The following is a 21,995-nucleotide window of genomic DNA, read 5'->3' as shown; positions in this document are numbered from 1 at the left end:
ATCTGATGGTTGCCAACAAACCTTCCAGTTATGCAATTTCAATGAGAATTTTGCGAATTATCGGTTAAGAAGTAAATTTTGTAGACTTGGCTTTTAATAGCCGTCGACACTTAAAAGGAATGCAAAATAAAAGGATATCTCTAATTTACGAGATACCCTCTAAATAACATTAATTTAAAATTTTTACAGTCACATGTTTGACGCCCCACTGACGAGCTTGTCCCTCAGTAGGAATAAATACATCAATTTTATTACCTTTTATCGCTCCGCCAGTATCTGCTGCGATTGCTTCACCATAACCTTCAACCCAAACCCTAGAACCCAGAGGAATTACACGTGGATCTACAGCAATTACCTTTAAGTTTGGATTAGATCTTATATCTGTTCCATTCGCTGTAATCCCCGAACATCCTGCACAATACGCTGTATAGGCCGTTGCTCGCATTGTTAATGTTTTACCCGCATTTGCCGGAGCACTCACTGAGTTTGTGCTTGATGTCGCTACTTTCTTTTTACTTGATGTCGTTGCTACCTTTTTAGTTTTGTTTTCAAAAGTTTTAGGTTTTGCCGCTGATGCTTTGATAGCTAATGTTTCCCCCACATAAATCACATCAGAAGGGAGATTATTCCATTCTTTTAATTCTTCCACTGACACACCATTTACACGTGCAATTGTAAATAATGTATCACCAGCCTCAACAAAGTGTTGGTCTTTCATTGAATTATCATTTTTCATTTCGACTTCATTTAAATTTTGCTCTGGATAAAACCATTTCGCGTCTGGGTCGATCATTGGCTCATAATCTCCTAAAGATAAATTGTAAATTTTCGAGATTCCCCACAATGCGTCGTATGGCTTAAAAGTGAGTTTTTCCTTTGCAGATGACGTACCGGCAAATAGACTTAATCCCAAGGTCAATGTTACAGCTAAAGCTAAAGCTTGTTTTTTCATATTTTGTAACCTCCATATTTTATTATTTTGCAGTCTGCTGCTAGCACACTAGAGTTAGACTCTTTTATGCAAGCTAATGCAATTAATAACTCAGGACAACGGACCTGATAGTACGAATTATTTCTATAAAAACGGAAAAATATACAATATCAAATATATTTTTGGTAAATTGAACAATTTTGAGGGAAAACATTAGAACTCTATTTGCAATTTTTATATGTTGGAAAATCAATGTTTTTATCCGATAATATGGTAAAGGAGGAATGTAAGGTGGAAATTAATACAATAATGTCTTCTCAGATTATGGAGCTACAACAAACTGCACAAATGAGTGTTATGCAAAATGCGCTCAATCTAAATACTGTAGCTGCTGTCGAATTATTAAAAGATCTACCACAGCAACAAGTAGCTTCACATCCGTATAAAGGGGCAGTCATTGATATTTCAATTTAACCTGTTTTACTTTTATTTTTTATATTTCCGGTTAATTAATATTTGAAAGTTGGTGCCCTTTTTGATTCGAGTAATAGTAATGGATGATGAGCCATTAGCTCTTATAAACATGGAGAAAAAGTTAAAGGAATTTAGTTCAATAGAGGTCATTAAATCTTTTACAACTGCAAAAGATTTGCTTGCAGAGGGGCCAAGCTTGGATTTTCAAGTAGCATTTTTAGATGTTGAAATGCCTGCCATGAACGGTTTAGAGATTGCACGGCTATTAAAAGAATGGAACAAAAATATTTTCATCGTATTTGTCACTGCGTATCGGGACTATGCTGTCCAAGCATTTGAAATTCACTCCATTGACTATTTATTAAAGCCTATTTCAAAAGCTCGTCTAGAGACAACTATTAATAGAATCCAAGAACTCCTCCACCTAGAAAATAAATCGACTCCTATACAAATACGAAACAAACCCGCGCTTACGATACAATGCTTTGGAGGATTCGTTGTTTTACACAATAACAAAGCCATCCATTGGAGAACGCTTAAAACAAAAGAATTATTTGCTTTTCTTTTTTCCAATCTTAATAATCATGTACCTCGTGATACAATTATCGATGCTTTATGCCCAGATACAGAATTTAAAAAGGCAAGAGTACAGTTACATACAACAGTTTCCTATCTACGTACTACTCTTTCAACATTGGGCTATTTAGAAGTCATACAGTATGCAAATGGTTGCTATATTTTGCAACTAGAGGATTTTCAATGTGATGCTCATGACTTAGAGCATATTTTAAATGGTAAAACAGAGACAGGTAAGCTGGATATAGAGAAAGCTGAGGCATTAATACAAGACTATCAAGGTGAGTATATGGCCGCATTAGATTATCCATGGATTACTAGTAAAGCAAATTTAACGAACAACAAATTTACACTTTTACTTCATGATTTAATAGAGCATTATACAGAAATACATGATGTAAAAAAACGAGAAGAAATATTACTTTTAACGATAGAACATAATCCATATTCCGATAAAATCATCCAACAACTTATGAAACACTATATAGAAGTAGATAATCGAGCAAGTGCAGTAAAGGTTTACAATACCTTTAAAAGTACTTTGATGACGGATCTCGGTATTTTACCAGAGCAAGAAACAACTGAGCTATTTAATGCTATATCAGTTGAATAATTGTAATCTATAAAAGGCATCGAGAAGATAACTCTCGATGCCTTTAGTTTGCCCACAAAAGAATATATATAAATAATGTGTATCTATAAACAAAGGTTGATTTTCACTCCGAGTTGGCGCTTTCCGCGGGTATGGCTGATAATTCATTTAATTATTTGTTCAAACAATTCTCCGACGACGCAGATACAGTTCCTTCCTGACTGCTTCGCCTTATATAATGCCTGATCTGCTATTGTAATGATCTGATTAGCAGTCTTAATATTTGCTGTTAATGCTGTAATGCCGGCGGACATTGTAACTGGCCTTCCACATACAGTATCTAACATGGCCTGCTTAATGCGTAAATTCTCCGCTAATTCTAAAGCCACATCTATTGTCGCGGATGGCAATATAACCATAAACTCTTCCCCACCATATCGAAAGCACATTCCCTGTTTCTCAATTCTCTCCTGCATATGACTTGCGAAAGCTTTTAAAACTTCATCCCCTACAGTATGTCCATATGTATCGTTTATACTTTTAAAATCATCTAAATCTATTAATACTATTGCATGTGGTACTTTATTGATGATTAACTCATGTAAAATTTGATCCATCCTTCTACGGTTAGGAATTCCTGTTAAGGAGTCTATATTCAGTTGATTAGTTAAATCAAATATTTTGCTTTCTGAACTAATGACCATGTGTTGCACTACTTTTTTTAACGACTGTGCTTCGTAATACCAGCCATTAATTTCTTCAAGCTTCTGCATTTCTTCTCTCTCCACGCTAGTAGAAAGCTTTTTTAAAGGCCGTGCAATTTTGAAAGCAAGCCATACAGCTAATACAAGTACTGTGACTACCCATAATAGTAAAGGAACGATTATACTTTTTATGAATGCGCTAAATGAAACTACTCTTTCATCAAGTAACTTATCAACCACTTGCACCATATAAGGTTCGATCGACTTATTTTGATTTGGTTCCCTCAGTTTTTCTTGTACGTAGCTCTCCGTGATTACCGAAACTTCCTTCACATAATGTTCTTGCATAGCAATTTTCTTTTGCATGAGAATGTCGTTAAAATTTCGATAGCTACTCCAAATACTAACACTAGAAGTCGCTAGTATAACAATTACCGTCATACTAACAATAACAAACGATAACTTTAACTTGAATTTACCCACAATAGATCATTTCTCCCATTGAGATTTTATTCCATCATCATACGTCATACCTCTTAAAAAAAACTTAAAAACTAATGGAAGTTTACAAAAATATGTATTAGACTGCATTTTCCACTCTATGCTTTGATACCAAGAGTATTTTATTAATCGATCAGATGAGTTGATTATGAAATATAGATTTATTATTAATCGGATAAAAGGATTTTTTTGTCGATGTATATCTTTCTGATTAGTCTGAAAGTATCATTTTTAAAAATTTCCTATTTCTATTTTCTAAATTTCATGGCATGGTAAATATAGTTCTTTTAACTTCTTTCAGCAAAATGTTTCCTGTAGCGAAAGATACAATTACTTTCTGTACTGAAAGCATAGCGACAGCAGCAAATGTTTTCTGTAGCGAAAGCAAAGCGTCAGCTACAATTATGCCGAGGCATAATTGATTACAAGAAGAAAATTTTGGAGGTTCTTATGTCACTGTTGAAAAAAGCGACTATACGACATTCTCTTTTCATTATTTTAATTTTTATAGTTCTTACGACACTTCGTTTACTATGGCTAGCATACTTTCTACCTTCAGGTGATCAACCGATTGCCCAAAAAGGTATATTTGATATACGGGATCAACAGCTATCCGATAAAGAAGTTCTTAACTTAGATGGTGAATGGCTCTACTATCCCGAATTATTAATAGATCCCTTAAACGTTGACAATAACAAGTCTCCTCAATCATCTGAACAAACTACACGGACGATTCCCATGCGAGATTCAGAAGCAACAACACAACGATATGGTACATACCGTTTAAAAATCTTACTCAATCACAATGCTCCCAAAGATCATCGTTATGCCGTTCGGATTCCTGCAGTGCCAACTGCTTCAGCATTATATATTAATGGGAAGTTGGTTGATCAGTCAGGAAAAGTAGCTACTGATTCACATAGTCATAAAGGCCAAGCCAATCCTTATACTCTTTACTTTACAAATGAGCAGCCTGAAATTGACTTAATTTTACATGTGTCTAATTTTGATACATCAGTAAGTACTACCATTGATAAAAAAATTTTATTTGGCTCTGCTTCAGCTATCGCACATCACCTAACGATTAACGATGTATCTCTTGCTACAATTTCAATAACGCTTATGTTGTTCACACTTTTTAGCACCCTTGTGTTCTTGTTTATTTATCCAAAGCCAATTGTTTTACTGTTCACATTAGGATTTCTATTGCCTTTAGCAGATGAATTAATTTCATACGACCAATCTATACTCACTAGGTTACATCTCGATTATGTATGGTCATTTAAGCTTTCTTTTATCATTTATCTCGGGTCTTCATTTTTCTTTGTTCAATTTATGCGTGTTTTACTAGTCAAATATCACAATGCTAAATGCTTTAAGTGGCTCTTTGCTTTCTATGCCCTTTCAGCATTTTTGACTGTCGTCTTACCGATTAATTGGGTATCCGCAATAAATCCTTATTACTATATACTTTATGTCGTTTCATTTTTATTTGTAGCAGTACTCGCTTTAAGAGAGTATCTTGAAAATCAAAAACAGAGCACTGCTTTTATTGCATTGACGGCCCTCGGTACAATGAATGGCATCATATGGGCATATATCAAATCCCTCTATGATTTTGAAATACCAATGTATCCATTCGATTATTTATTTGTCATGCTTGGTTTTTCGGGTTATTGGTTTAAACGCTTTTTTGAAAATCAAGCGCAAATTAATCAATTGATTGCTAAATTACAAAAAGATGATGCACTGAAAGATGAATTTTTATCCAGTAGTTCACAAAAGCTATGGGATCCCATGAATAAAATGGTTACGTTAGGACAGTCCATTTACGATAATCCAAACAACAAGCTTTTGGCTGAAGACAAACAAAACCTAAAGCATTTAATTGATATTGGGAGAAGCATGTCCTTTACATTAAATGACATACAAGACTTTACTCGTTTAAAGGAAGGTAATTTACATCTCCATAAAAAGAACGTTAGCATCCAAAGTATAGTTTATGGTGTTTTTGATATGTTACGCTTTATAACAAATGGTAAACAGATTCAAATGAATTCAACGATTCCTAGGTCATTTCCTAATGTAGTGGCCGATGAAAATCGATTGATTCAAATTCTTTTTAATCTCCTACACAATGCCATTAAATATACGAGTGCAGGATCGATAAAAATCAGTGCCTATCTAGAAAATAACATGGCAGTTATCCATATTCGTGACACTGGGTTAGGAATGAATGATGCTATCCAAAGCCGTTTATTTTCCCCTTACGAACAAGGAAATGACAATAATGATGGAATCGGTCTCGGGTTATTAATTTCAAAGAAGCTTATCGAATTACATGGAGGGACTTTGCAAATACATTCTATTCCTAACAAAGGATCGGATGTCTATTTCACCTTACCATTAGCAGAGGAAAACGTTAATGAGGAGCCATCTTATATAGCGGAAGAGGATTTGCATATTTCTATTGAAGAAAATAATTCATCACCGACAATGGAAAAACAATTTAAAATTTTAATGGTCGATGATGATCCTGTAAACTTAACAATTATGCGTAGTTTATTTGCCACAACAGAATATGCTGTTACTACGGTTAATAGCAGTGAAAAGGCATTAGAAGTGCTACAGCAAGATGATTGGGATTTAATCATTATTGATGCGATGCTACCTTATATGTCTGGCTATGCATTAACGGAAATTATTCGAGAACACTACTCATTGCTTGAATTACCTGTCTTAATACTAACAGCTCGTAATTATTCCGAGGATGTCTTTGCTGGTTTCGCCCATGGTGCAAATGATTATGTTACGAAGCCTATTAATTCTTTAGAGTTAAAGGTTAGGAGCAGAGCCTTAATCGATTTAAAATATAGCATCAATCAACGTCTACATTTAGAAACAGCTTGGCTTCAGGCCCAAATACAGCCACATTTTTTATTTAATACATTAAATTCAATTGCTTCACTGAGTACGATCGATACAGATCGAATGATTGACTTAATGCATCATTTTGGTGAGTATCTACATGCAAGCTTTGATGTGCGGAATTTACAGCGAGTAGTACCACTTAAGGATGAGTTAGAGCTAGTACGCTCATTTCTCTATATTAATCAGCAGCGTTTTGGGGACTTACTAAACATTGAATGGGATATAGATGACAATATAAATATTGAAATCCCCCCTATCTCCTTACAAACCTTAGTCGAAAATGCAATTCGTCATGGTGTATTGAAACAGGAGGAAGGCGGTACAGTTTGTATCCGGATTAAAGATTTTCCAGATCATGTAGCAGTAAGTGTTATCGATGATGGTGTTGGGATTGATCCAAGTATATTAGATGAACTACAATCCGGTAGCAATTCACCAAACACTGGTGTAGGTCTACGTAATACGAATTTACGTCTTAAAAGGATTTACGGACAGAGGTTACAAATAAAAAGCACACTAAATGAAGGAACAAATATGACCTTCCATATTCCAAAGAAATAATCAATTCTTTCAGTGAATGTTCGGACACCTACTGAAAGAGTTAAAGAGCCATCACCTTCTCAATTGAATTGGTGGTGGCTCTTTTTTATACTTTCAAGTTACAATTATTATATCAATGTAAATATTTTTAGTTCATCCCCAAAAACTAGGAGTAATGTTTTTAAAGGTACACTATGTAGATAAGTTGATTGGAGTGGAGGCTGGGCGACTCCTAGGGGATTAGCAATAGAGGAACGAAGGCTAAAACCATCACGTCCTGTGATAACGCCTTCGTGACCAACATCGGTGCTGCTGCCGCTTCGCTTTCGCGCAAAAAACATCTGTTGGCCCGAGACCCTGCAGCGAAGCGGATGTTTTCTGTGCGAAAGCGTAGTGCTAACGTAGCGACAGCAAATGTTTTATCTGTGCGAAAGCGTAGTGACAGCAACAACAAAGCGGCTCATCGGACGCCCCCAAGAAGCTCTGCTCTGCGCGAAAGCGAAGCGTCAGCGGCAAAGCGCCCAGTCGGAACGGAAATCAACCACACGTTATGATGATGAGCCAGCTTCTTACCAAAGTACAGGCTTTGCAACCATTAGCCATAACATAATTAGCAATAATAAAATGTACATCCATGCTTTGCGATGTAGTAATGAAGCAAATTTTTGCTGGTCATAGGCAGGTGTATTAAATGTCTGTAAAGTCGGTTTGAACGCTCTTGCTAAGAAAACAATGGAGGCAAGCATCACGAGGAATGTAAGAACAATCCACGAGGTACTCCAATGATAGCCCGCATGCCACATTAATAAAATACCAGATGCAACAAGAACATGCCCTGAATGCTTGACGATCGTAATTGCTCCTTTAAAAGCCTCAATATATGGTGACATTTCAACATGAGATGCTGTACGCATTTTCTTAACAATTGTTAAAACAACGAACAAAGGCCCAATCGAAAGAATAGCACTTAAAATATGTATGTAAAGAAGAAGTGTATAAATTGAAACCATGGTGCATACTCCCCTTTTAACTTTTTTCAGCAGATGTTTTTTGTAGCGAAAGCAAAGCGTCAGCTACAAATGTCTCCCTCCTCTATAGGTGGTGAGATGAATGCGGGTTTAAGTTACTTTTTCAGTGGTGTTCAAATACCCGCTGAAAGAAGTTAAAGCCTCCGGCGGATGTCACAGAATCGGAAAGAAGTTCACATAGGATGTTAGCCTAAAATCATCGCATCCATGCGATAACGGCTAACTGACCTGCATCGGTAAAAACGCCACGTCCTGTGGCATTACCGAAATGACCGACATCGTGTCGGCCCTCACGCAGGCCCAAGCACAAAGCCGATTCCGGACGCAATTATGCCGAGGCATAATTGACTCATTCCCCCTCATTATAGCACTCAACAAGGCATGCTTTATCGTCAATTGTGAATCCTTTGTAAACGCAAATTGAATCATTGTAAAATTGTTTGAAATCTGCACAAAGAGGGTATGGATTATAGTAACATGCACTTATAGAACAAAAAGGAGTGATTTTTATAGGTATTCATCAATTTTTTACAAGTCTTAATGACTTAGAGCGTATTATTCGTTGCCCTGGGCGTTTCAAATTTGAAGAGCACAATGTGGCTGCCCATTCATGGAAGGTATCACAGTATGCGATGTTTTTCGCTACACTTGAGGAAATGAATGGAGCTACGGTTAATTGGAAATCATTATACGAAAAAACCATCAATCACGATTTTGCCGAAGTGTTTATCGGCGATATTAAAACTCCAGTAAAGCATGCGAGCCCAGAGCTTAAACAAATGCTTGCACATGTTGAAGAAAAAATGATGGAGAAATTTATTATTGATGAGATCCCACAAGAGTTTCAGGCTGTATTCTTTGAACGCATGAAAGAAGGTAAGGACAACACTATAGAAGGTCGCCTACTTGAGTTTGCTGATAAGCTAGACCAATTTTATGAAGCCTTCGCTGAGTTAAAACGCGGAAACACAGATAAAGAATTTGTGCATATGTATCAATCAGCGCTTTCCAAGATTTTAACTATTCCTCTTGAAGATTCAGTTCACTATTTCCGTACTGAGATTCTGAAGGACGCTGTGAAGGAAAAAACACATATTGATATTCAAGCTTTGACCAATGAGGTATTAACATCAAATTAATAGGTGCATGTACAAGTTTTCCGAACGAATTAACTCACGGAAGGCTTTTTTTATTTTCATCAATTATGCCTTGGCATAATTGCGTCTGGAATCAGATGTCTTTTGTACCGAAAGCGTAGCGACAGGTACAGATGTTTGGACATCTACTGAAAGAAGTTAAAAAGTCGTATAATGAAAGGAGATCGATTGGAGGGAAGCTTTTGTCACAGGAATGTTCAATTGTAGAAGATTTATTACCTTTGTATAAAAAACAGGCGCTCCAAGCAACTACTATAGAATTTGTTGAACACCATTTAGCTAATTGTGAGCATTGTCGGCAGTTCGCTACTTCAAAGCAATCACAAGTCTATAATTTACCAATGAAAAGAACGGTAACCTTTTTCCATGTTGTTTTTATCGTACTATCCTTTATGTTTGCCATTAACTCATCCTTACTTGGTAATCAAACAAGCTTTGCTATATCTTACGCGATTTTTGGCTGCCTTACTTATTTCTTTTATAAAAATATTTGGATTGTTTTTGCCATTAGCTCTGTGCCTGTTTTCGTATGGGCTATTATTAACAATCTCAATAATTCACTTTATGTCACCCACTACTCCTTAACGGAAATTGGTACACTGTTAATTGGAGCTAGCTTCATAGCCATTTTACATACTATTTTTGCACTATTTGGTGCTGCTTTTGCTATTCTTTTTCGTAGGTTTACAAAATAATGTTACACCAACAGAAAGAAGTTGTCTCAAGTATTTGAGACAACTTCTTTCATCACCAATTATACCCATTCATAAGCTCAACATCCCCTAGCATTTCATTAGAAATACCTTCTAGATCTTGAAGCATCCATAGTTGCTTTGTCGGTCCTGTTACAACAGCACCATATGCTTGAAATCCATTCTTTTTAATATAATCATAGCGTTCTTGCAAATGGTGTAAACCGAGAAACCCCTCATAATAGCTTTTCTTTTCATTTTTCAATAGTTTTTCCATATTTCTTACCATCCAACGCTGGCTATTTTTTAAATTACTTGTTAAGTCCTGTGCCTCAGATATATGTGAATAATCATCATTAACTGTTAAGCCTCCTGATAGCCCGATTCTATCATAAATAGTAATTGTACCACTGGAGCGGTCAGAAGCAGTTGGTTCAAAGGATTTAAACTCACCTGTATATAATGGCATCCAAACGATTCGGACCCCGTACGGAGCAAGCATTTTTTCCAATTCTATAGGATCTTTAAATGTTGAAATCGAAAATGCCATTTCCGCTACAGCCCCTTCAGGTAATTTCTCTAATATCTTCCATATATTATTATTAAGTTGAGATGAGGTTGCTTTTCCCGTTACAGGATCTTCGGGTAAATTAAAATTAAATTGTTGTGATGTATTTGTCGACGGTAAGCCCATACTCAGAGATGAATTAGAATTCAATATAGATTTTTCAACATGCATTTCGCCGACTACTACCTTTTCCTTTCCTACCTGCTTCTCAAGAGGATAGCTAAATTTTTGCGTCAGAAATGGTGTTATTTCAGCAGGCGAACCCATAGAATATTGACCTTTCATATTTGGATGTTGCCATTCAAGTACCATTAAAGAATTATAAGCATGTTTAAGATCAGGACGCGTTTTATCAAAAACGATGGACACCCCTGCTATATAGAGAGCATAAATAACGAAGCATATTAGCAATATACGCAGTACTCGAAATGTTAACGTAAAACGGTATTTTCTTAAAACCTTTTTTTCATTCTCCTGCGACCACTCAGTCATGTTGAAAACCTCCATTCTTTTTCACTATTTCCTCCAACCTTTTGCGAGCACGATGCAAAAGTATTTTCACCTGCCCCTCAGAAAGCTCTAGTGCCTCCTGCAATTCTAAGTAGGTGAATTGCTCATATTCACGTAAATATAAAATCGTTCGGTAATTTTCAGGCAAAAATTTCAGCAACGTCTGTACATCTTCTGATACTTCCTGCATTAAAAACTCCTCTTCTGGTAACCCATAAGGACTAAGCATTTCATCTTTCCAAAATAAGTGTGCGAACGGAATAGTCCTTCGCCTTTTCTGCTTACGCCATTCATCTAAATACGTGTTCCGCGCTACTTTGAATAACCATGCTCTCACATCCTCCTCTTTATAAAACGATAGCGAGACCGTAGCTCGTACAAATGTTTCTTGCACTAAATCTTCCGCTATATGTACCGACCCAGACATCTTCAACAGAAAATAATATAACGATTTCGCGTATTTTTCATAAAGTTGCTCAAGCTCGTTTTTCCGCTGTCTGTCCATGCCATCCCCTCGCTTTGCAATTTCACAAGTAAAACGTATATCTTTTCTAAATGTTACAGTAATTACTAAATTTTTTTAAAATAAAAAAGAGTCGATTTAGAATAGCCTTCCAACTTCAAGTTTGGGGCGCTTCCTATTCCGACTCTTTTTACAGTAATTATGCTTTTTTAACGAACTCTGACTTTAATTTCATTGCACCAAAGCCATCGATTTTACAATCAATATTGTGATCACCTTCAACGAGACGAATGCTTTTCACCTTTGTCCCAATTTTTAGCGTTGAAGAACTACCTTTCACCTTTAAATCCTTAATAATTGTAACGGAATCACCGTCCGCAAGTAGATTGCCATGAGCATCCTTTACGATTAACGTATCTGTCTCCTGCTCCGTTACATCCGTGCTCCACTCATGTGCACATTCTGGACATACAAAGTTCGATCCATCCTCATATGTGTATTCAGAATTACATTTTGGACAATTTGGATAAGCTGCCATTTCCGCTTCCTCCTTATACTTTTTTGCTTCTAGTTCAATTTCGCCTTGGCGTAATTGCGTCTGGATTTTGAATTGTGCCCGCACAATTCATTCCTTTGAAAATCCATGACATCCGCCGGAGGCTTTATCTTCATTCAGTAGGGATTTGGACACCCACTGAAAGGGAATCAAAACTGCATTCATCTCACCACCTGTTGAGATGTGTAGCCTTCTACTGAATGAAGGTAAACCCTATATATACTCCTTTATCTTTACATACAAGCCCTATTAAGTAAAGGTTGTTCGTATTTTTCGTTCGCATTTGTGAAAAGTATATGAATCTGTTTCATGCATTTGTCGCCATTTTCATTCTGGATTTGCATGATTTGGGACACTTGTCCATTGACTTTTTTGTACAAACCATCTTACTTGCAAGTTTGTTTATCATGCCTTATTATATCCTTAAAGGCTGCATTGTTCGTATAATATTAAGTTTTAACCTTTAAGCTGTAAAAGGGAGTTTTATTATTGGAGTTGGAATGACGGGCCTCACACCAAGGTGCATGAGGATAAGCAGGAAAGCTTCTGCGAACACCCACTTTGAGGAGTGGTGGTTTAAAACTTTCTATAATAACTACGGCATACGCGGCTTTTTAATTTTAATCATACAGCCACTAGGCTTTGAGCGAATCACCCTTCATTATTGGAGGGTGATTTTTTTTATCACAATGAGCACTGGTTAGCAAGAAGCTTTTGCCATTGCAAAAGCTTTGGATGAAAACACTTTAATATACCAGCTTTATTTATCGTAAACCTATCTTTATATCTAAACGACATACAAAAAATAACCAGGTACTCACGATGAGCGCCTGGTTATTTGTTTAGATGGTTAGTAGCCTTTTATACAAAAAATAATTTTTTTTAGTTTGAAATTTGTGTTTTCTTAAACATTGAAATTAATGCCACACCAACTAATGACACAATACCTAAGAAGAATAATAAAAAGCCAATTGGAATCAAGAAGAAAGGTTCTTCTAAAGTGCCATCTATAGCTACTTTACTTCCAATGATAGCTTTTGCAATTAAACATATTACTCCTAAAAGTATTGGTGTAGATGCGATTACATATTTCATTTTCATAATATTTTCCTCCAATAAAGTTAGTTTATTTATTTTTTATATTCCAAGATATCACCTGGTTGACAGTCTAATACTTCACATATCTTCTCTAATGTTGAAAATTTAATCGCTTTTGCTTTTCCATTTTTTAAAATTGAGACGTTTGCCATTGTGATACCAAGTTTTTCTGATAGTTCTGTAACACTCATTTTCCTTTTAGCTAGCATTACATCAAGATTAACTATGATGCCCATGTTACACCTCAAATCGTTAATTCGTTATCTTCTTTAAGTTCACTTGCTTTACCCATCAAATAAGAAAGCAAAGAAGTAAATACAGAAATAACTACTGCAAAAAATAGAATAAGCAAAAGAATCATTAAAAGATTAGTATTGTAGTTCCCACTAATAAATATATAAAGCAATGCGATAACATATAAAACTCCTTCTGTCATTGCTAAAACACTTATACGCATTAACCTTTTTGCATTTTTTAATGTGAAATCGTTACCTAAATTAATGTCTGAACAGATACTCCAGCCTATACATAAAGCATAAAAGTAAGGAATGCCAGTTATCCAAATAAAAGCAACAAAAGGTTTATATAGCTCTTTTAAGGAATCAGAATCTAGCAATATATTCTTCCCTGTTTCTGGTCCAACATAGATACAGAACAACAAACCAAATACCCAACAAAATACAATAATTATTTTTAACCACTTTGCTAATTCCTTTTGTTTCATAATTCACCGCCTTCTCAACTTTCTAACGTTAGAATAATCTACAACACATCATTAGTCAATACTTTTTTATTGTAAAACGATAAATAATTATTCTTTTACTACAAATACCCATGATTTAAATTATAGAAAAAGACCAGATGCTCACAATAAATTACGGTTTACAATCCCCCCATAATTCTTGAGATGTAGTCAATAGCCACAAAGCTTATTAATATGGTCACATCCACTGCAAAAGAGATGATTGTGCCAATACTGCAACAATCGATTTTTCCATTTGAACAATTCTTTTTACAAAATAAAAGCCCTCCACAGATATGTGGAAGGCATAAACCCAAACGTTTGGGTTTTTATAAAGTACAATCGATATAGAACAACTGCTTCTTTTTTTAAATTAAATAACAAAACCAACAATTGTAGCCGTTAAAATACTAACAAGCGTGGCCCCATACAACAACTTTAAGCCAAAACGAGCAACTACATCCGCTTGCCTTTCATTCAAACCTTTTACTGCTCCGGCAATAATACCGATCGATGAAAAGTTTGCAAAGGATACAACAAATACAGAAATAATAGCCAGTGTATGCGCACTCATAGACTTAGCTACTTCTTTAAGGCTTGCCATTGCAACAAATTCATTCGTTACTAATTTGGTTGCCATAATTCCTCCGGCAGAAACAGCATCTGCCCATGGTACACCCATTAGGAAAGCTATTGGTGCAAAAATATAACCTAAAATATCTTGGAAGGATATACCGAAAATCATATCAAATACAGAATTGATTAAATCCATTAATGCCACGAAACCGATAAGCATCGCTCCAACAATGACGGCTACTTTAAATCCATCCATGATATATTCGCCAAGCATTTGAAAGAAAGTTTGTTTATTTTCATCTTCAATCGCTAAGATATCTTCACTTTCTTCTACGCTATACGGATTAATGATTGAAGCAATAATAAATCCACCAAACAAGTTCAAGACAATCGCCGTTACAACATATTTTGGTTCAATCATCGTCATATATGCTCCAACAACTGACATAGAAACGGTCGACATCGCTGATGCGCATAATGTATACATTCGCTGTGGAGTAATCTTATCTAATTGTTTTTTTACAGTAATAAATACTTCAGATTGACCTACCATTGCAGAAGCAACAGCATTATATGATTCCAATTTCCCCATACCACTTACTTTACTTAAAAATAACCCTATCCACTTCATGAAGAAAGGGAGAATTTTGAAATGCTGTAAAATCCCTATCAATACAGATATAAAAATAATTGGTAATAACACATTTAGGAAGAAGGAATACTCTCCTTTATTCGCTAAACCACCAAAAACAAAAGTTACGCCCGTACTTGCGTAAGACAATAAATGATCAAATACATTTGTAAATCCTTTGATTAGAACATAACCGAACTTCGTATTTAGCAGTAATGCTGCAAATATAAATTGAATGATTAACATAATAATTATGTTTTTATATTTTATTTCTTTTTTGTTTTTACTCATTAACAGAGCTAAACCAAAAACAAGTAGCAATCCACAAATGGATATTAAGTATCTCATGAGTTCCTCCATAAATAATATTGATAATTTTTGCGCGTTCGATATCCGAAACTACAAATCCTTCTTTCACTCATTATGTTCCATTATTGAAACTTGAATAACAGCTTTAGATCTTAAAACTGAAAATATGTAGATAGTCAGACGTCAGACAAATCACTTCACTATACATTGTTTTCACTAGCAATTCAATAGTTAAAGAAAAAAAACTCCGCGAAAAGTGTATACGCTTACAAGATTATCGTTTTATAAAAAAAGACCATCATAATGGATGGCCTAGCTTACTACAAGTTTTTGTAAACTTTATTCAAATTATACTGATTTATTAAGATTTATTGCTCGCAAAAAAGAATTATAACCTTCCTTCTTTTTGTATAATTCACCTCCAATTTGCGCATATATGGTAGTAACAAGGGAGGTTATTACATTGAAGAAGTTATTTTATCTGTTTTTATTAGCCACACTATTATTATCAGCTTGCGGAAAAAATACTGCTCCAAAGGAAGTTGCCGTCGATAAAAATACTTCCGTTCAAGATATAGTAGGAGCTATCGTTAAAAATAAATTCACTGTTGAAGAAAAGAATGGTAACGTATCAATCTCCATACAGGATACAGATGTGAAAAAAGGTATGAAAAATCAAATGTTGAAGGATTCCACTAAAATCTTTGCAGAGCTGTCAAAGCTAAAAAGTATTAAAACTGCAGCTATTAACTGGTATGCTCCTTTAACGAAACCTAATGGGAACAAATCTATGACAGAGCTATTAAATATTTACTTTAGCGAGGAAGATTTTAGAAAGGCTAATTGGGCAAACTATACCCAGCTAGATATTGAATCCATTGCCACCCATTATCATGAAAATGCTGCTTTAGGACAATAGAATATTCCAATCACAAGATACCCCTCCGCGTATAATGGAGGGGTATCTTTTTTATTGCCCATTCACATATTAATTGTTTCAGACTAAAGTGCTTGTTTGATTTTGTATTAAAAGCTGCGATCACATACCACGTAGGGTATTAAAACTAAAAAACACGAGCCCACAACAATGTAAGCTCGTACCTCTTATTTAAATACCCTCTGTGTTCATTAATACAAGACGCCAGCCATCAGGGTCTTCAATTGTGACACCTTTTTCAGCCCAATATTGATTTTCTGGTTCTACCTCAGGGAAGCCCATTTGCAATAAGCGTTCCGCAATACGTTGTATGGTTGAACGATTTGGAATATACAATACAAGCAGGTTATCCTTTGTTGGTGCTGGGCAAGGACTTCCTTCAATATGCTCTGTAAATTCTAAATGATAGCTAGCATTCGGCAGACCAATCATGATACCATTGTAGCCTTGATGTCCTGAAAATGAGCCAATTTTTTCTAACCCTACGCCTTCGCAATAGAATTCTTCAATTTCCTTTAATTTATCAGTTGGCCTAGCAACGCGCACCTGTGCCACCTGTAATTCATCTGACCATTGTTGTCTCATCGTTATTTTTCTCCTTTTCTACCATTGTATAATCGAAAAACAGAGCTAGAGAACGGCCAATAGTCTGAAAAATCACAATCAACCTACATGCTCGTCTGAAATACCCGCGCTTGAAGGCAAAATACCCGCGATGTTGGTTGAAATACCCGCGGATTGGAGACAAATACCTGCGGAATCCATGTAAATACCCGCGAAGCGACAATACTACTTTAAAAAATCACAAATTCTATCTGCAATTGCTAACGGATTCTCTTTTTCTAAATAATACTCCTCAGCTGGCCAATATCTTCTTTGATACTTACTTAGTCTTGCTTGAAAATCCCCAATATAGACATCTCGTTGTAATACTCTTTCCTCTCGAAATGTTCGAGGGATGTCTATAAATAAACGATAATCATAAAAGGTTCTCCATTCCTGCCTTAAAAGAAATATTCCCTCGATAAAAAGAATACTATTTGTTTCTAATTTTACCTTTCTATCGTTAACGGTATCTGCTGATTGATTATAAAACGGTAGTTGAAGTTGTAAATTATTATTATGTATTGGTAAAAGAATATTATTTTTAATAACTTCAATATCCCATTGTAAATAATAGTATTCATACCATTCAGCGTGACCAGTATCATAGCGTTTATTTCTCTCTACAATATGATTATCCATTTGGATTAATTTCACAGAGCAAATAGATTGTAGTTCCTTCGCCAGTTCGTAAGCTATAGTAGACTTTCCTGCACCACCCAATCCATCAATCGCGACAATGAATGGTCTCTCTTTAGCAGACCTCGTTTTAAATTGCTTTATAATATCGCACTTTAGTTCATGTATATCCATTGATTCACATCCCTAATGAAAAATAACCAGCTCTATCACAGAACTGGTTACATTAATTTATCCCGCATTAACTGCCCGTAAGCGCTCGATTGAAGTTTCACTTTATACCGTTAAGGCGACACTAAAGGAAGCAGCTGTCTTCTCTTTTATTTCCTCTAAAGTGACACCCTCTGCTAATTCTATAAGCTGCATTCCTTCCTCCGTAAAGTCGAAAACAGCTAGGTCTGTAATTAATCTATGCACAACGCCTTTGCCCGTTAACGGAAGCTCACATTGTTTTTTTATTTTTGACTCACCGTTTTTATTGACATGCTCCATCACGACAACTACCCTTTTTGCCCCGACTACAAGGTCCATGGCGCCTCCCATACCTTTCACCATTTTCCCTGGAATCATCCAGTTCGCAAGGTCACCCGTTTCAGATACTTCCATGCCACCTAAAATAGCAAGATCGATATGACCTCCGCGAATCATCGCAAATGATTCGGCACTATCGAAGAAGGAAGCACCAGGAACTGCAGTTACTGTTTCTTTACCTGCATTAATTAAATCAGGGTCGACCGCTTCTTCTGCTGGGTATGGGCCAATGCCAAGAAGTCCGTTTTCTGATTGTAAAAGGACGTCATAATCAGCCGGAATTGCATTGGCCACTAGCGTTGGAATGCCAATACCTAAATTGACGTTCATGCCATTCTGTATTTCTTTTACCGCTCTATTTACTATTCTTTGTCTTGTATCAGCCATCACGCATCCCCCTTTTTCATCGTCAAACGCTCGATACGCTTCTCATAATTGCCACCTAGTAAAACGCGTTGCACGAACACTCCCGGCGTATGAATATGATCTGGATCCAGCTCTCCAACTTCAACAATTTCCTCTACTTCTGCAATCGTAATTTTCCCTGCCATTGCAGCTAGTGGATTAAAATTACGTGATGTTTTCCTGAACACTAAATTTCCTAGCTTGTCTGCCTTCCACGCTTTGACAAGTGCAAAATCTGCGACAATTCCTTTTTCTAAAATATGTTCCTTGCCATCAAAAACCTTTACTTCTTTCCCTTCAGCAATTGGCGTTCCAACCCCAGTAGCCGTGTAAAAGCCAGGAATTCCGGCTCCGCCAGCTCGCATACGCTCCGCCAACGTACCTTGTGGTGTCAATTCTACTTCAAGCTCCCCACTTAAAAATTGCTGCTCAAAAATTTTATTTTCACCTACATAGGATGCAATCATTTTTTTAATTTGTTTATTTGCTAATAAAAGCCCTAAGCCCCAATCATCCACACCACAGTTATTGCTGACAACTGTTAAGTCCTTTGTTCCCCGTTGTACTAGCGCCGCAATTGATTTTTCAGGGATACCACATAGCCCGAAGCCCCCTACTGCTAGTGTATCTCCATCTTTAATATCAGCGACGGCTTCCTCAAACGAATTCCACACTTTTCCCTTCCCCATATCGAAACCCCCTAAATTTACTCACTTATTAAGAAAAATTCTACCTTAATACTATTTTATAAGTAAAGGGATTAATTGGAATACTATTTATTCTAAAATTGCATAAATTAATTTTCAGAACGAATTGTATTGAGTAGCTGCTTCAATGCAAAAGATTGATATGTATTCTTCTTCGTAATAACACCTAAGCGCCATGGCATGTCAAAATTAGATAATGGAATAATTTTTACATTTTTATTCGTCTGCTTTGCGGCAATTGAATATGGTAAAAGTGTCACTCCTAAATTCGAGGATACTAGCTCCACTATTAAATCCCACTGCGAGCTCTTATAGCCGATTATTGGTGTAAATCCTACGCTTTTACATGATTTAATAACATAATCATGCAGTGTGAATTCCTCTGCAAAGATAATGAATGTCTCATTTTTTAAATCTTGTAATAGAATATGCTCTTGCTGAGCTAATGGATGGGACTCATTAATAAAGACAAAAAATTGGTCTTCCACAAATGATTGAACAGAAAATTTCCTTTCATCTGTCGGTATAACAACAATCCCCATATCAACATCGCCATTTTCTACTAGTGTTCCGATCATTTTAGCTCCACGTTCCACTAGCTCTAAATGCACCTTTGGATATTGTTTATGAAACTTCCGAGCGATTTCAGGGAAAAATAGAGTACCAATCAACGGCGGAATTCCTAATTTAATAGTACCTGTTTCGATATTCGATAAATCATCCAGTAAAATATGTAAATCGTGTACAGAACGCATTATTTTTTGTCCTTGTTTATAGACAATACTACCTGCATCTGTTAATTCTACGTTACGTGTAGATCGGTTTAATAACTCCACATGAAGAGTATCTTCCAACTTTTTAATGCTTTTGCTTAATGAAGGCTGTGACACAAAGGATTCACTAGCTGCCTTTGTAAAACTCCCATGCTCAACAACAGTCATAAATGCTTTTAAATCTCGCAACTCCATATAATCCCCCCTATTTATTCTAATTTGTTATAAAAAGTATTCCAAAATCCCTTTTTTAGTAATAAATTCTCCTCATTTTCTACGAATCCTTCTTCTAGATAAATATCTAAGACAAATACAATAGCGACAACGTTTCCCCATGATGCCGATAAAATTTAACTAAGCAATATTCGCGAATAACAGCCACAAAAAAATTTTCTATATTACGTTTAATTTATTGTTCTTAATTACAATTTTTTCTTTAATAACTCATTTCTCTATGTAAAATTAGCAATAAAGGATGGTAGAAAAAGAAAGGGGATTTCTTACATGAAAACGTTAACAAGAATTTCGAATGCTATCATGGAAAAATATTTACCCGACCCATACATATTTGTCACTATACTCACAGTATTAGTATTACTTTTAGGGGTCGGATTAACAGATTCTTCTCCACTCGACATGGTGACATATTGGGGAGGTAGCTTTTGGAGTTTACTAGAATTTACAATGCAAATGGTAATTGTCTTAGCTGCAGGCCACATTTTAGCGAATAGTCCTGTCTTTAAAAAAGGGTTATCAGCCAGTGCAAGTAAAATAAAATCACCAGGCATGGCTATTATTGTTATTACATTCGTATCACTAATAGCTTGCTGGATTAACTGGGGATTCGGACTTGTAATTGGTGCCCTCTTTGCTAAGGAAATTGCTCAGCATGTAAAGAAGGTAGATTATCGCTTATTAATCGCCAGTGCCTATTCAGGCATGGTTATTTGGCATGGTGGATTAGCTGGCTCAATTCCGTTATCCATTGCGACTGAAGGTCATAAGTTTGCTGACATAATGGGCGTCGTACCAACCAATGTTACAATTTTTTCAACTTATAACTTATTTATAGTCATAGTGATACTCTTCACTTTACCTTTATTTAATCGTTGGATGATGCCAAAGGAAGAAGATACGGTTGTGGTTAACCCTGCTTTATTAGTGGAAGAAAAAACAGAGTTACCTAAGCCTGAAAACAATTTTGCCAGTCGCTCTGAGCGCAGTTATATTTTAACGATTTTAATTGGTATTATCGGACTTACTTATTTAATCTATCATTTTATTACGAAGGGCTTTGTTCTTGATTTAAATGTTGTAAATACAATTTTTATTGTGTTAGGTATCATATTCCATGGGACTCCGCAGCGTTTCCTTGCAGCCGCACAAGATGCCATTAAAACAACAACGGGCATTGTTTTTCAATTTCCGTTTTATGCAGGGATTATGGGCATGATGACCGCTTCTGGTTTAGCTGCTGTATTTTCAGAATGGTTCGTTAGTATTTCTAATGAACATACCTTCTATTTATTCACTTTTTTCTCAGCCGGACTTGTTAACTTCTTTATTCCGTCAGGCGGTGGACAATGGGCAGTGCAGGCTCCTATTATGCTAGATGCTGCAACAACTCTAGGTGCCGACTATGCTAAAACAGCTATGGCTATCGCTTGGGGAGACGCTTGGACAAATATGATTCAACCATTCTGGGCACTTCCAGCCCTTGCAATCGCTGGCTTAAAGGCTAGGGATATAATGGGCTTCTGTTTATTCGTTTTAATCTTTACGGGCATTATTATTAGCATTGGCTTCCTTTTCATCTAAATA

22 protein-coding genes and 1 other RNA gene are annotated in these 21,995 nt (G+C 36.0%); 8 read left to right on the top strand and 15 right to left on the bottom strand.

The window, feature by feature from the left end:
* Positions 1 to 169: 169 nt before the first annotated feature.
* A complete protein-coding gene (locus ACQKMV_RS19320; protein ID WP_427505885.1) occupies positions 170 to 952 on the bottom strand; it encodes a 3D domain-containing protein in 783 nt (260 codons plus the stop codon).
* Positions 953 to 1,222: 270 nt separating this feature from the next.
* On the opposite strand from ACQKMV_RS19320, the gene ACQKMV_RS19315 reads away from it, so the two are divergent.
* Together ACQKMV_RS19315 and ACQKMV_RS19310 are read left to right on the top strand one after the other, a co-directional pair.
* Positions 1,223 to 1,405 carry a polyribonucleotide nucleotidyltransferase gene (locus tag ACQKMV_RS19315; RefSeq protein WP_427505884.1) on the top strand — a complete coding sequence of 61 codons (183 nt, stop codon included), beginning with the start codon at positions 1,223 to 1,225 and terminating at the stop codon, positions 1,403 to 1,405.
* Positions 1,406 to 1,466: 61 nt separating this feature from the next.
* Entirely contained in the window at positions 1,467 to 2,594 is a 1,128-nt protein-coding gene (locus ACQKMV_RS19310; RefSeq protein ID WP_427505883.1) for a response regulator, read from the top strand.
* 143 nt (positions 2,595 to 2,737) lie between these two features.
* Here ACQKMV_RS19310 and ACQKMV_RS19305 read toward each other — a convergent pair whose 3' ends face one another.
* Complete coding sequence (locus tag ACQKMV_RS19305; protein ID WP_427505882.1) at positions 2,738 to 3,760, bottom strand: GGDEF domain-containing protein; 1,023 nt, start codon at positions 3,758 to 3,760, stop codon at positions 2,738 to 2,740.
* Between the two features lie 468 nt (positions 3,761 to 4,228).
* Here ACQKMV_RS19305 and ACQKMV_RS19300 point away from each other — a divergent pair, with 468 nt between their 5' ends.
* Positions 4,229 to 7,270: an ATP-binding protein gene (locus ACQKMV_RS19300; protein ID WP_427505881.1), complete on the top strand. Its 3,042-nt coding sequence runs from the start codon at positions 4,229 to 4,231 to the stop codon at positions 7,268 to 7,270.
* 548 nt (positions 7,271 to 7,818) lie between these two features.
* Here the strand turns inward: ACQKMV_RS19300 and ACQKMV_RS19295 are convergent.
* Entirely contained in the window at positions 7,819 to 8,259 is a 441-nt protein-coding gene (locus ACQKMV_RS19295; protein ID WP_427426878.1) for a hypothetical protein, read from the bottom strand.
* A gap of 518 nt (positions 8,260 to 8,777) precedes the next feature.
* Between ACQKMV_RS19295 and ACQKMV_RS19290 the strand changes: the two genes are divergently transcribed.
* A complete protein-coding gene (locus ACQKMV_RS19290; protein ID WP_427426877.1) occupies positions 8,778 to 9,416 on the top strand; it encodes a YfbR-like 5'-deoxynucleotidase in 639 nt (212 codons plus the stop codon).
* A gap of 200 nt (positions 9,417 to 9,616) precedes the next feature.
* A complete protein-coding gene (locus ACQKMV_RS19285) occupies positions 9,617 to 10,129 on the top strand; it encodes a zf-HC2 domain-containing protein (RefSeq protein WP_427505880.1) in 513 nt (170 codons plus the stop codon).
* 52 nt (positions 10,130 to 10,181) lie between these two features.
* Here ACQKMV_RS19285 and ACQKMV_RS19280 read toward each other — a convergent pair whose 3' ends face one another.
* From ACQKMV_RS19280 to ACQKMV_RS19270, 3 genes are all read right to left on the bottom strand, one after another.
* Complete coding sequence (locus ACQKMV_RS19280) at positions 10,182 to 11,186, bottom strand: anti sigma factor C-terminal domain-containing protein (protein ID WP_427505879.1); 1,005 nt, start codon at positions 11,184 to 11,186, stop codon at positions 10,182 to 10,184.
* Complete coding sequence (locus ACQKMV_RS19275; protein ID WP_427505878.1) at positions 11,179 to 11,709, bottom strand: sigma-70 family RNA polymerase sigma factor; 531 nt, start codon at positions 11,707 to 11,709, stop codon at positions 11,179 to 11,181. The genes ACQKMV_RS19280 and ACQKMV_RS19275 overlap by 8 nt, the downstream gene beginning before the upstream one ends.
* A 157-nt stretch (positions 11,710 to 11,866) precedes the next feature.
* A complete protein-coding gene (locus ACQKMV_RS19270; protein WP_370048458.1) occupies positions 11,867 to 12,205 on the bottom strand; it encodes a zinc ribbon domain-containing protein YjdM in 339 nt (112 codons plus the stop codon).
* A gap of 442 nt (positions 12,206 to 12,647) precedes the next feature.
* On the opposite strand from ACQKMV_RS19270, the gene ssrS reads away from it, so the two are divergent.
* Positions 12,648 to 12,840: non-coding RNA, 6S RNA (gene ssrS, locus ACQKMV_RS19265), on the top strand.
* A gap of 265 nt (positions 12,841 to 13,105) precedes the next feature.
* Here ssrS and ACQKMV_RS19260 read toward each other — a convergent pair.
* The 4 genes from ACQKMV_RS19260 to ACQKMV_RS19245 form a co-directional block, all read right to left on the bottom strand.
* A complete protein-coding gene (locus ACQKMV_RS19260; protein WP_427505877.1) occupies positions 13,106 to 13,324 on the bottom strand; it encodes a DUF3955 domain-containing protein in 219 nt (72 codons plus the stop codon).
* Between the two features lie 29 nt (positions 13,325 to 13,353).
* Positions 13,354 to 13,557, bottom strand: a complete 204-nt coding sequence (locus ACQKMV_RS19255; RefSeq protein WP_049667274.1) for a helix-turn-helix domain-containing protein — start codon at positions 13,555 to 13,557, stop codon at positions 13,354 to 13,356.
* An 8-nt stretch (positions 13,558 to 13,565) separates the two neighbouring features.
* The gene (locus ACQKMV_RS19250) at positions 13,566 to 14,045 is read right to left on the bottom strand and encodes a DUF2975 domain-containing protein (RefSeq protein WP_427505876.1); all 480 of its coding nucleotides are present in this window, start codon (positions 14,043 to 14,045) and stop codon (positions 13,566 to 13,568) included.
* 391 nt (positions 14,046 to 14,436) lie between these two features.
* Positions 14,437 to 15,618 (bottom strand): NupC/NupG family nucleoside CNT transporter, encoded by a 1,182-nt coding sequence (locus ACQKMV_RS19245; RefSeq protein ID WP_427505875.1) that lies wholly within the window; start codon positions 15,616 to 15,618, stop codon positions 14,437 to 14,439.
* Positions 15,619 to 16,042: 424 nt separating this feature from the next.
* Between ACQKMV_RS19245 and ACQKMV_RS19240 the strand changes: the two genes are divergently transcribed.
* Positions 16,043 to 16,498: a hypothetical protein gene (locus ACQKMV_RS19240; protein WP_427426387.1), complete on the top strand. Its 456-nt coding sequence runs from the start codon at positions 16,043 to 16,045 to the stop codon at positions 16,496 to 16,498.
* A 189-nt stretch (positions 16,499 to 16,687) separates the two neighbouring features.
* Here the strand turns inward: ACQKMV_RS19240 and ACQKMV_RS19235 are convergent, their stop codons facing one another.
* From ACQKMV_RS19235 to ACQKMV_RS19215, 5 genes are all read right to left on the bottom strand, one after another.
* Positions 16,688 to 17,101, bottom strand: a complete 414-nt coding sequence (locus ACQKMV_RS19235; protein ID WP_427505874.1) for a VOC family protein — start codon at positions 17,099 to 17,101, stop codon at positions 16,688 to 16,690.
* Between the two features lie 204 nt (positions 17,102 to 17,305).
* On the bottom strand, positions 17,306 to 17,932 hold the full coding sequence (locus ACQKMV_RS19230; RefSeq protein WP_427505873.1) for a kinase: 627 nt from the start codon (positions 17,930 to 17,932) through the stop codon (positions 17,306 to 17,308).
* A 102-nt stretch (positions 17,933 to 18,034) separates the two neighbouring features.
* On the bottom strand, positions 18,035 to 18,676 hold the full coding sequence (locus ACQKMV_RS19225; RefSeq protein ID WP_427426390.1) for a 3-oxoacid CoA-transferase subunit B: 642 nt from the start codon (positions 18,674 to 18,676) through the stop codon (positions 18,035 to 18,037).
* Positions 18,676 to 19,383, bottom strand: a complete 708-nt coding sequence (locus ACQKMV_RS19220; RefSeq protein WP_427505871.1) for a CoA transferase subunit A — start codon at positions 19,381 to 19,383, stop codon at positions 18,676 to 18,678. The genes ACQKMV_RS19225 and ACQKMV_RS19220 overlap by 1 nt, the downstream gene beginning before the upstream one ends.
* Positions 19,384 to 19,490: 107 nt before the next feature.
* On the bottom strand, positions 19,491 to 20,369 hold the full coding sequence (locus tag ACQKMV_RS19215; RefSeq protein WP_427505870.1) for a LysR family transcriptional regulator: 879 nt from the start codon (positions 20,367 to 20,369) through the stop codon (positions 19,491 to 19,493).
* Between the two features lie 309 nt (positions 20,370 to 20,678).
* On the opposite strand from ACQKMV_RS19215, the gene ACQKMV_RS19210 reads away from it, so the two are divergent.
* The gene (locus ACQKMV_RS19210) at positions 20,679 to 21,992 is read left to right on the top strand and encodes a short-chain fatty acid transporter (RefSeq protein ID WP_427505869.1); all 1,314 of its coding nucleotides are present in this window, start codon (positions 20,679 to 20,681) and stop codon (positions 21,990 to 21,992) included.
* Positions 21,993 to 21,995: the final 3 nt, after the last annotated feature.

The organism is Lysinibacillus sp. NPDC094403 (assembly GCF_050278745.1).
GTDB lineage: Bacteria > Bacillota > Bacilli > Bacillales_A > Planococcaceae > Lysinibacillus.
This window is presented reverse-complemented; position numbering and strand designations above follow the sequence as displayed.

Excerpts from the sequence above, each read along its gene's own strand:
- ACQKMV_RS19320 (WP_427505885.1), bottom strand. The coding sequence starts at position 952 with ATGAAAAAACAAGCTTTAGCTTTAGCTGTAACATTGACCTTGGGATTA.
- ACQKMV_RS19300 (WP_427505881.1), top strand. The coding sequence starts at position 4,229 with ATGTCACTGTTGAAAAAAGCGACTATACGACATTCTCTTTTCATTATT.
- ACQKMV_RS19295 (WP_427426878.1), bottom strand. The coding sequence starts at position 8,259 with ATGGTTTCAATTTATACACTTCTTCTTTACATACATATTTTAAGTGCT.
- ACQKMV_RS19280 (WP_427505879.1), bottom strand. The coding sequence starts at position 11,186 with ATGACTGAGTGGTCGCAGGAGAATGAAAAAAAGGTTTTAAGAAAATAC.
- ACQKMV_RS19275 (WP_427505878.1), bottom strand. The coding sequence starts at position 11,709 with ATGGACAGACAGCGGAAAAACGAGCTTGAGCAACTTTATGAAAAATAC.
- ACQKMV_RS19270 (WP_370048458.1), bottom strand. The coding sequence starts at position 12,205 with ATGGCAGCTTATCCAAATTGTCCAAAATGTAATTCTGAATACACATAT.
- ACQKMV_RS19260 (WP_427505877.1), bottom strand. The coding sequence starts at position 13,324 with ATGAAAATGAAATATGTAATCGCATCTACACCAATACTTTTAGGAGTA.
- ACQKMV_RS19255 (WP_049667274.1), bottom strand. The coding sequence starts at position 13,557 with ATGGGCATCATAGTTAATCTTGATGTAATGCTAGCTAAAAGGAAAATG.
- ACQKMV_RS19250 (WP_427505876.1), bottom strand. The coding sequence starts at position 14,045 with ATGAAACAAAAGGAATTAGCAAAGTGGTTAAAAATAATTATTGTATTT.
- ACQKMV_RS19245 (WP_427505875.1), bottom strand. The coding sequence starts at position 15,618 with ATGAGATACTTAATATCCATTTGTGGATTGCTACTTGTTTTTGGTTTA.
- ACQKMV_RS19235 (WP_427505874.1), bottom strand. The coding sequence starts at position 17,101 with ATGAGACAACAATGGTCAGATGAATTACAGGTGGCACAGGTGCGCGTT.
- ACQKMV_RS19230 (WP_427505873.1), bottom strand. The coding sequence starts at position 17,932 with ATGGATATACATGAACTAAAGTGCGATATTATAAAGCAATTTAAAACG.
- ACQKMV_RS19225 (WP_427426390.1), bottom strand. The coding sequence starts at position 18,676 with ATGGCTGATACAAGACAAAGAATAGTAAATAGAGCGGTAAAAGAAATA.
- ACQKMV_RS19220 (WP_427505871.1), bottom strand. The coding sequence starts at position 19,383 with ATGGGGAAGGGAAAAGTGTGGAATTCGTTTGAGGAAGCCGTCGCTGAT.
- ACQKMV_RS19215 (WP_427505870.1), bottom strand. The coding sequence starts at position 20,369 with ATGGAGTTGCGAGATTTAAAAGCATTTATGACTGTTGTTGAGCATGGG.
- ACQKMV_RS19210 (WP_427505869.1), top strand. The coding sequence starts at position 20,679 with ATGAAAACGTTAACAAGAATTTCGAATGCTATCATGGAAAAATATTTA.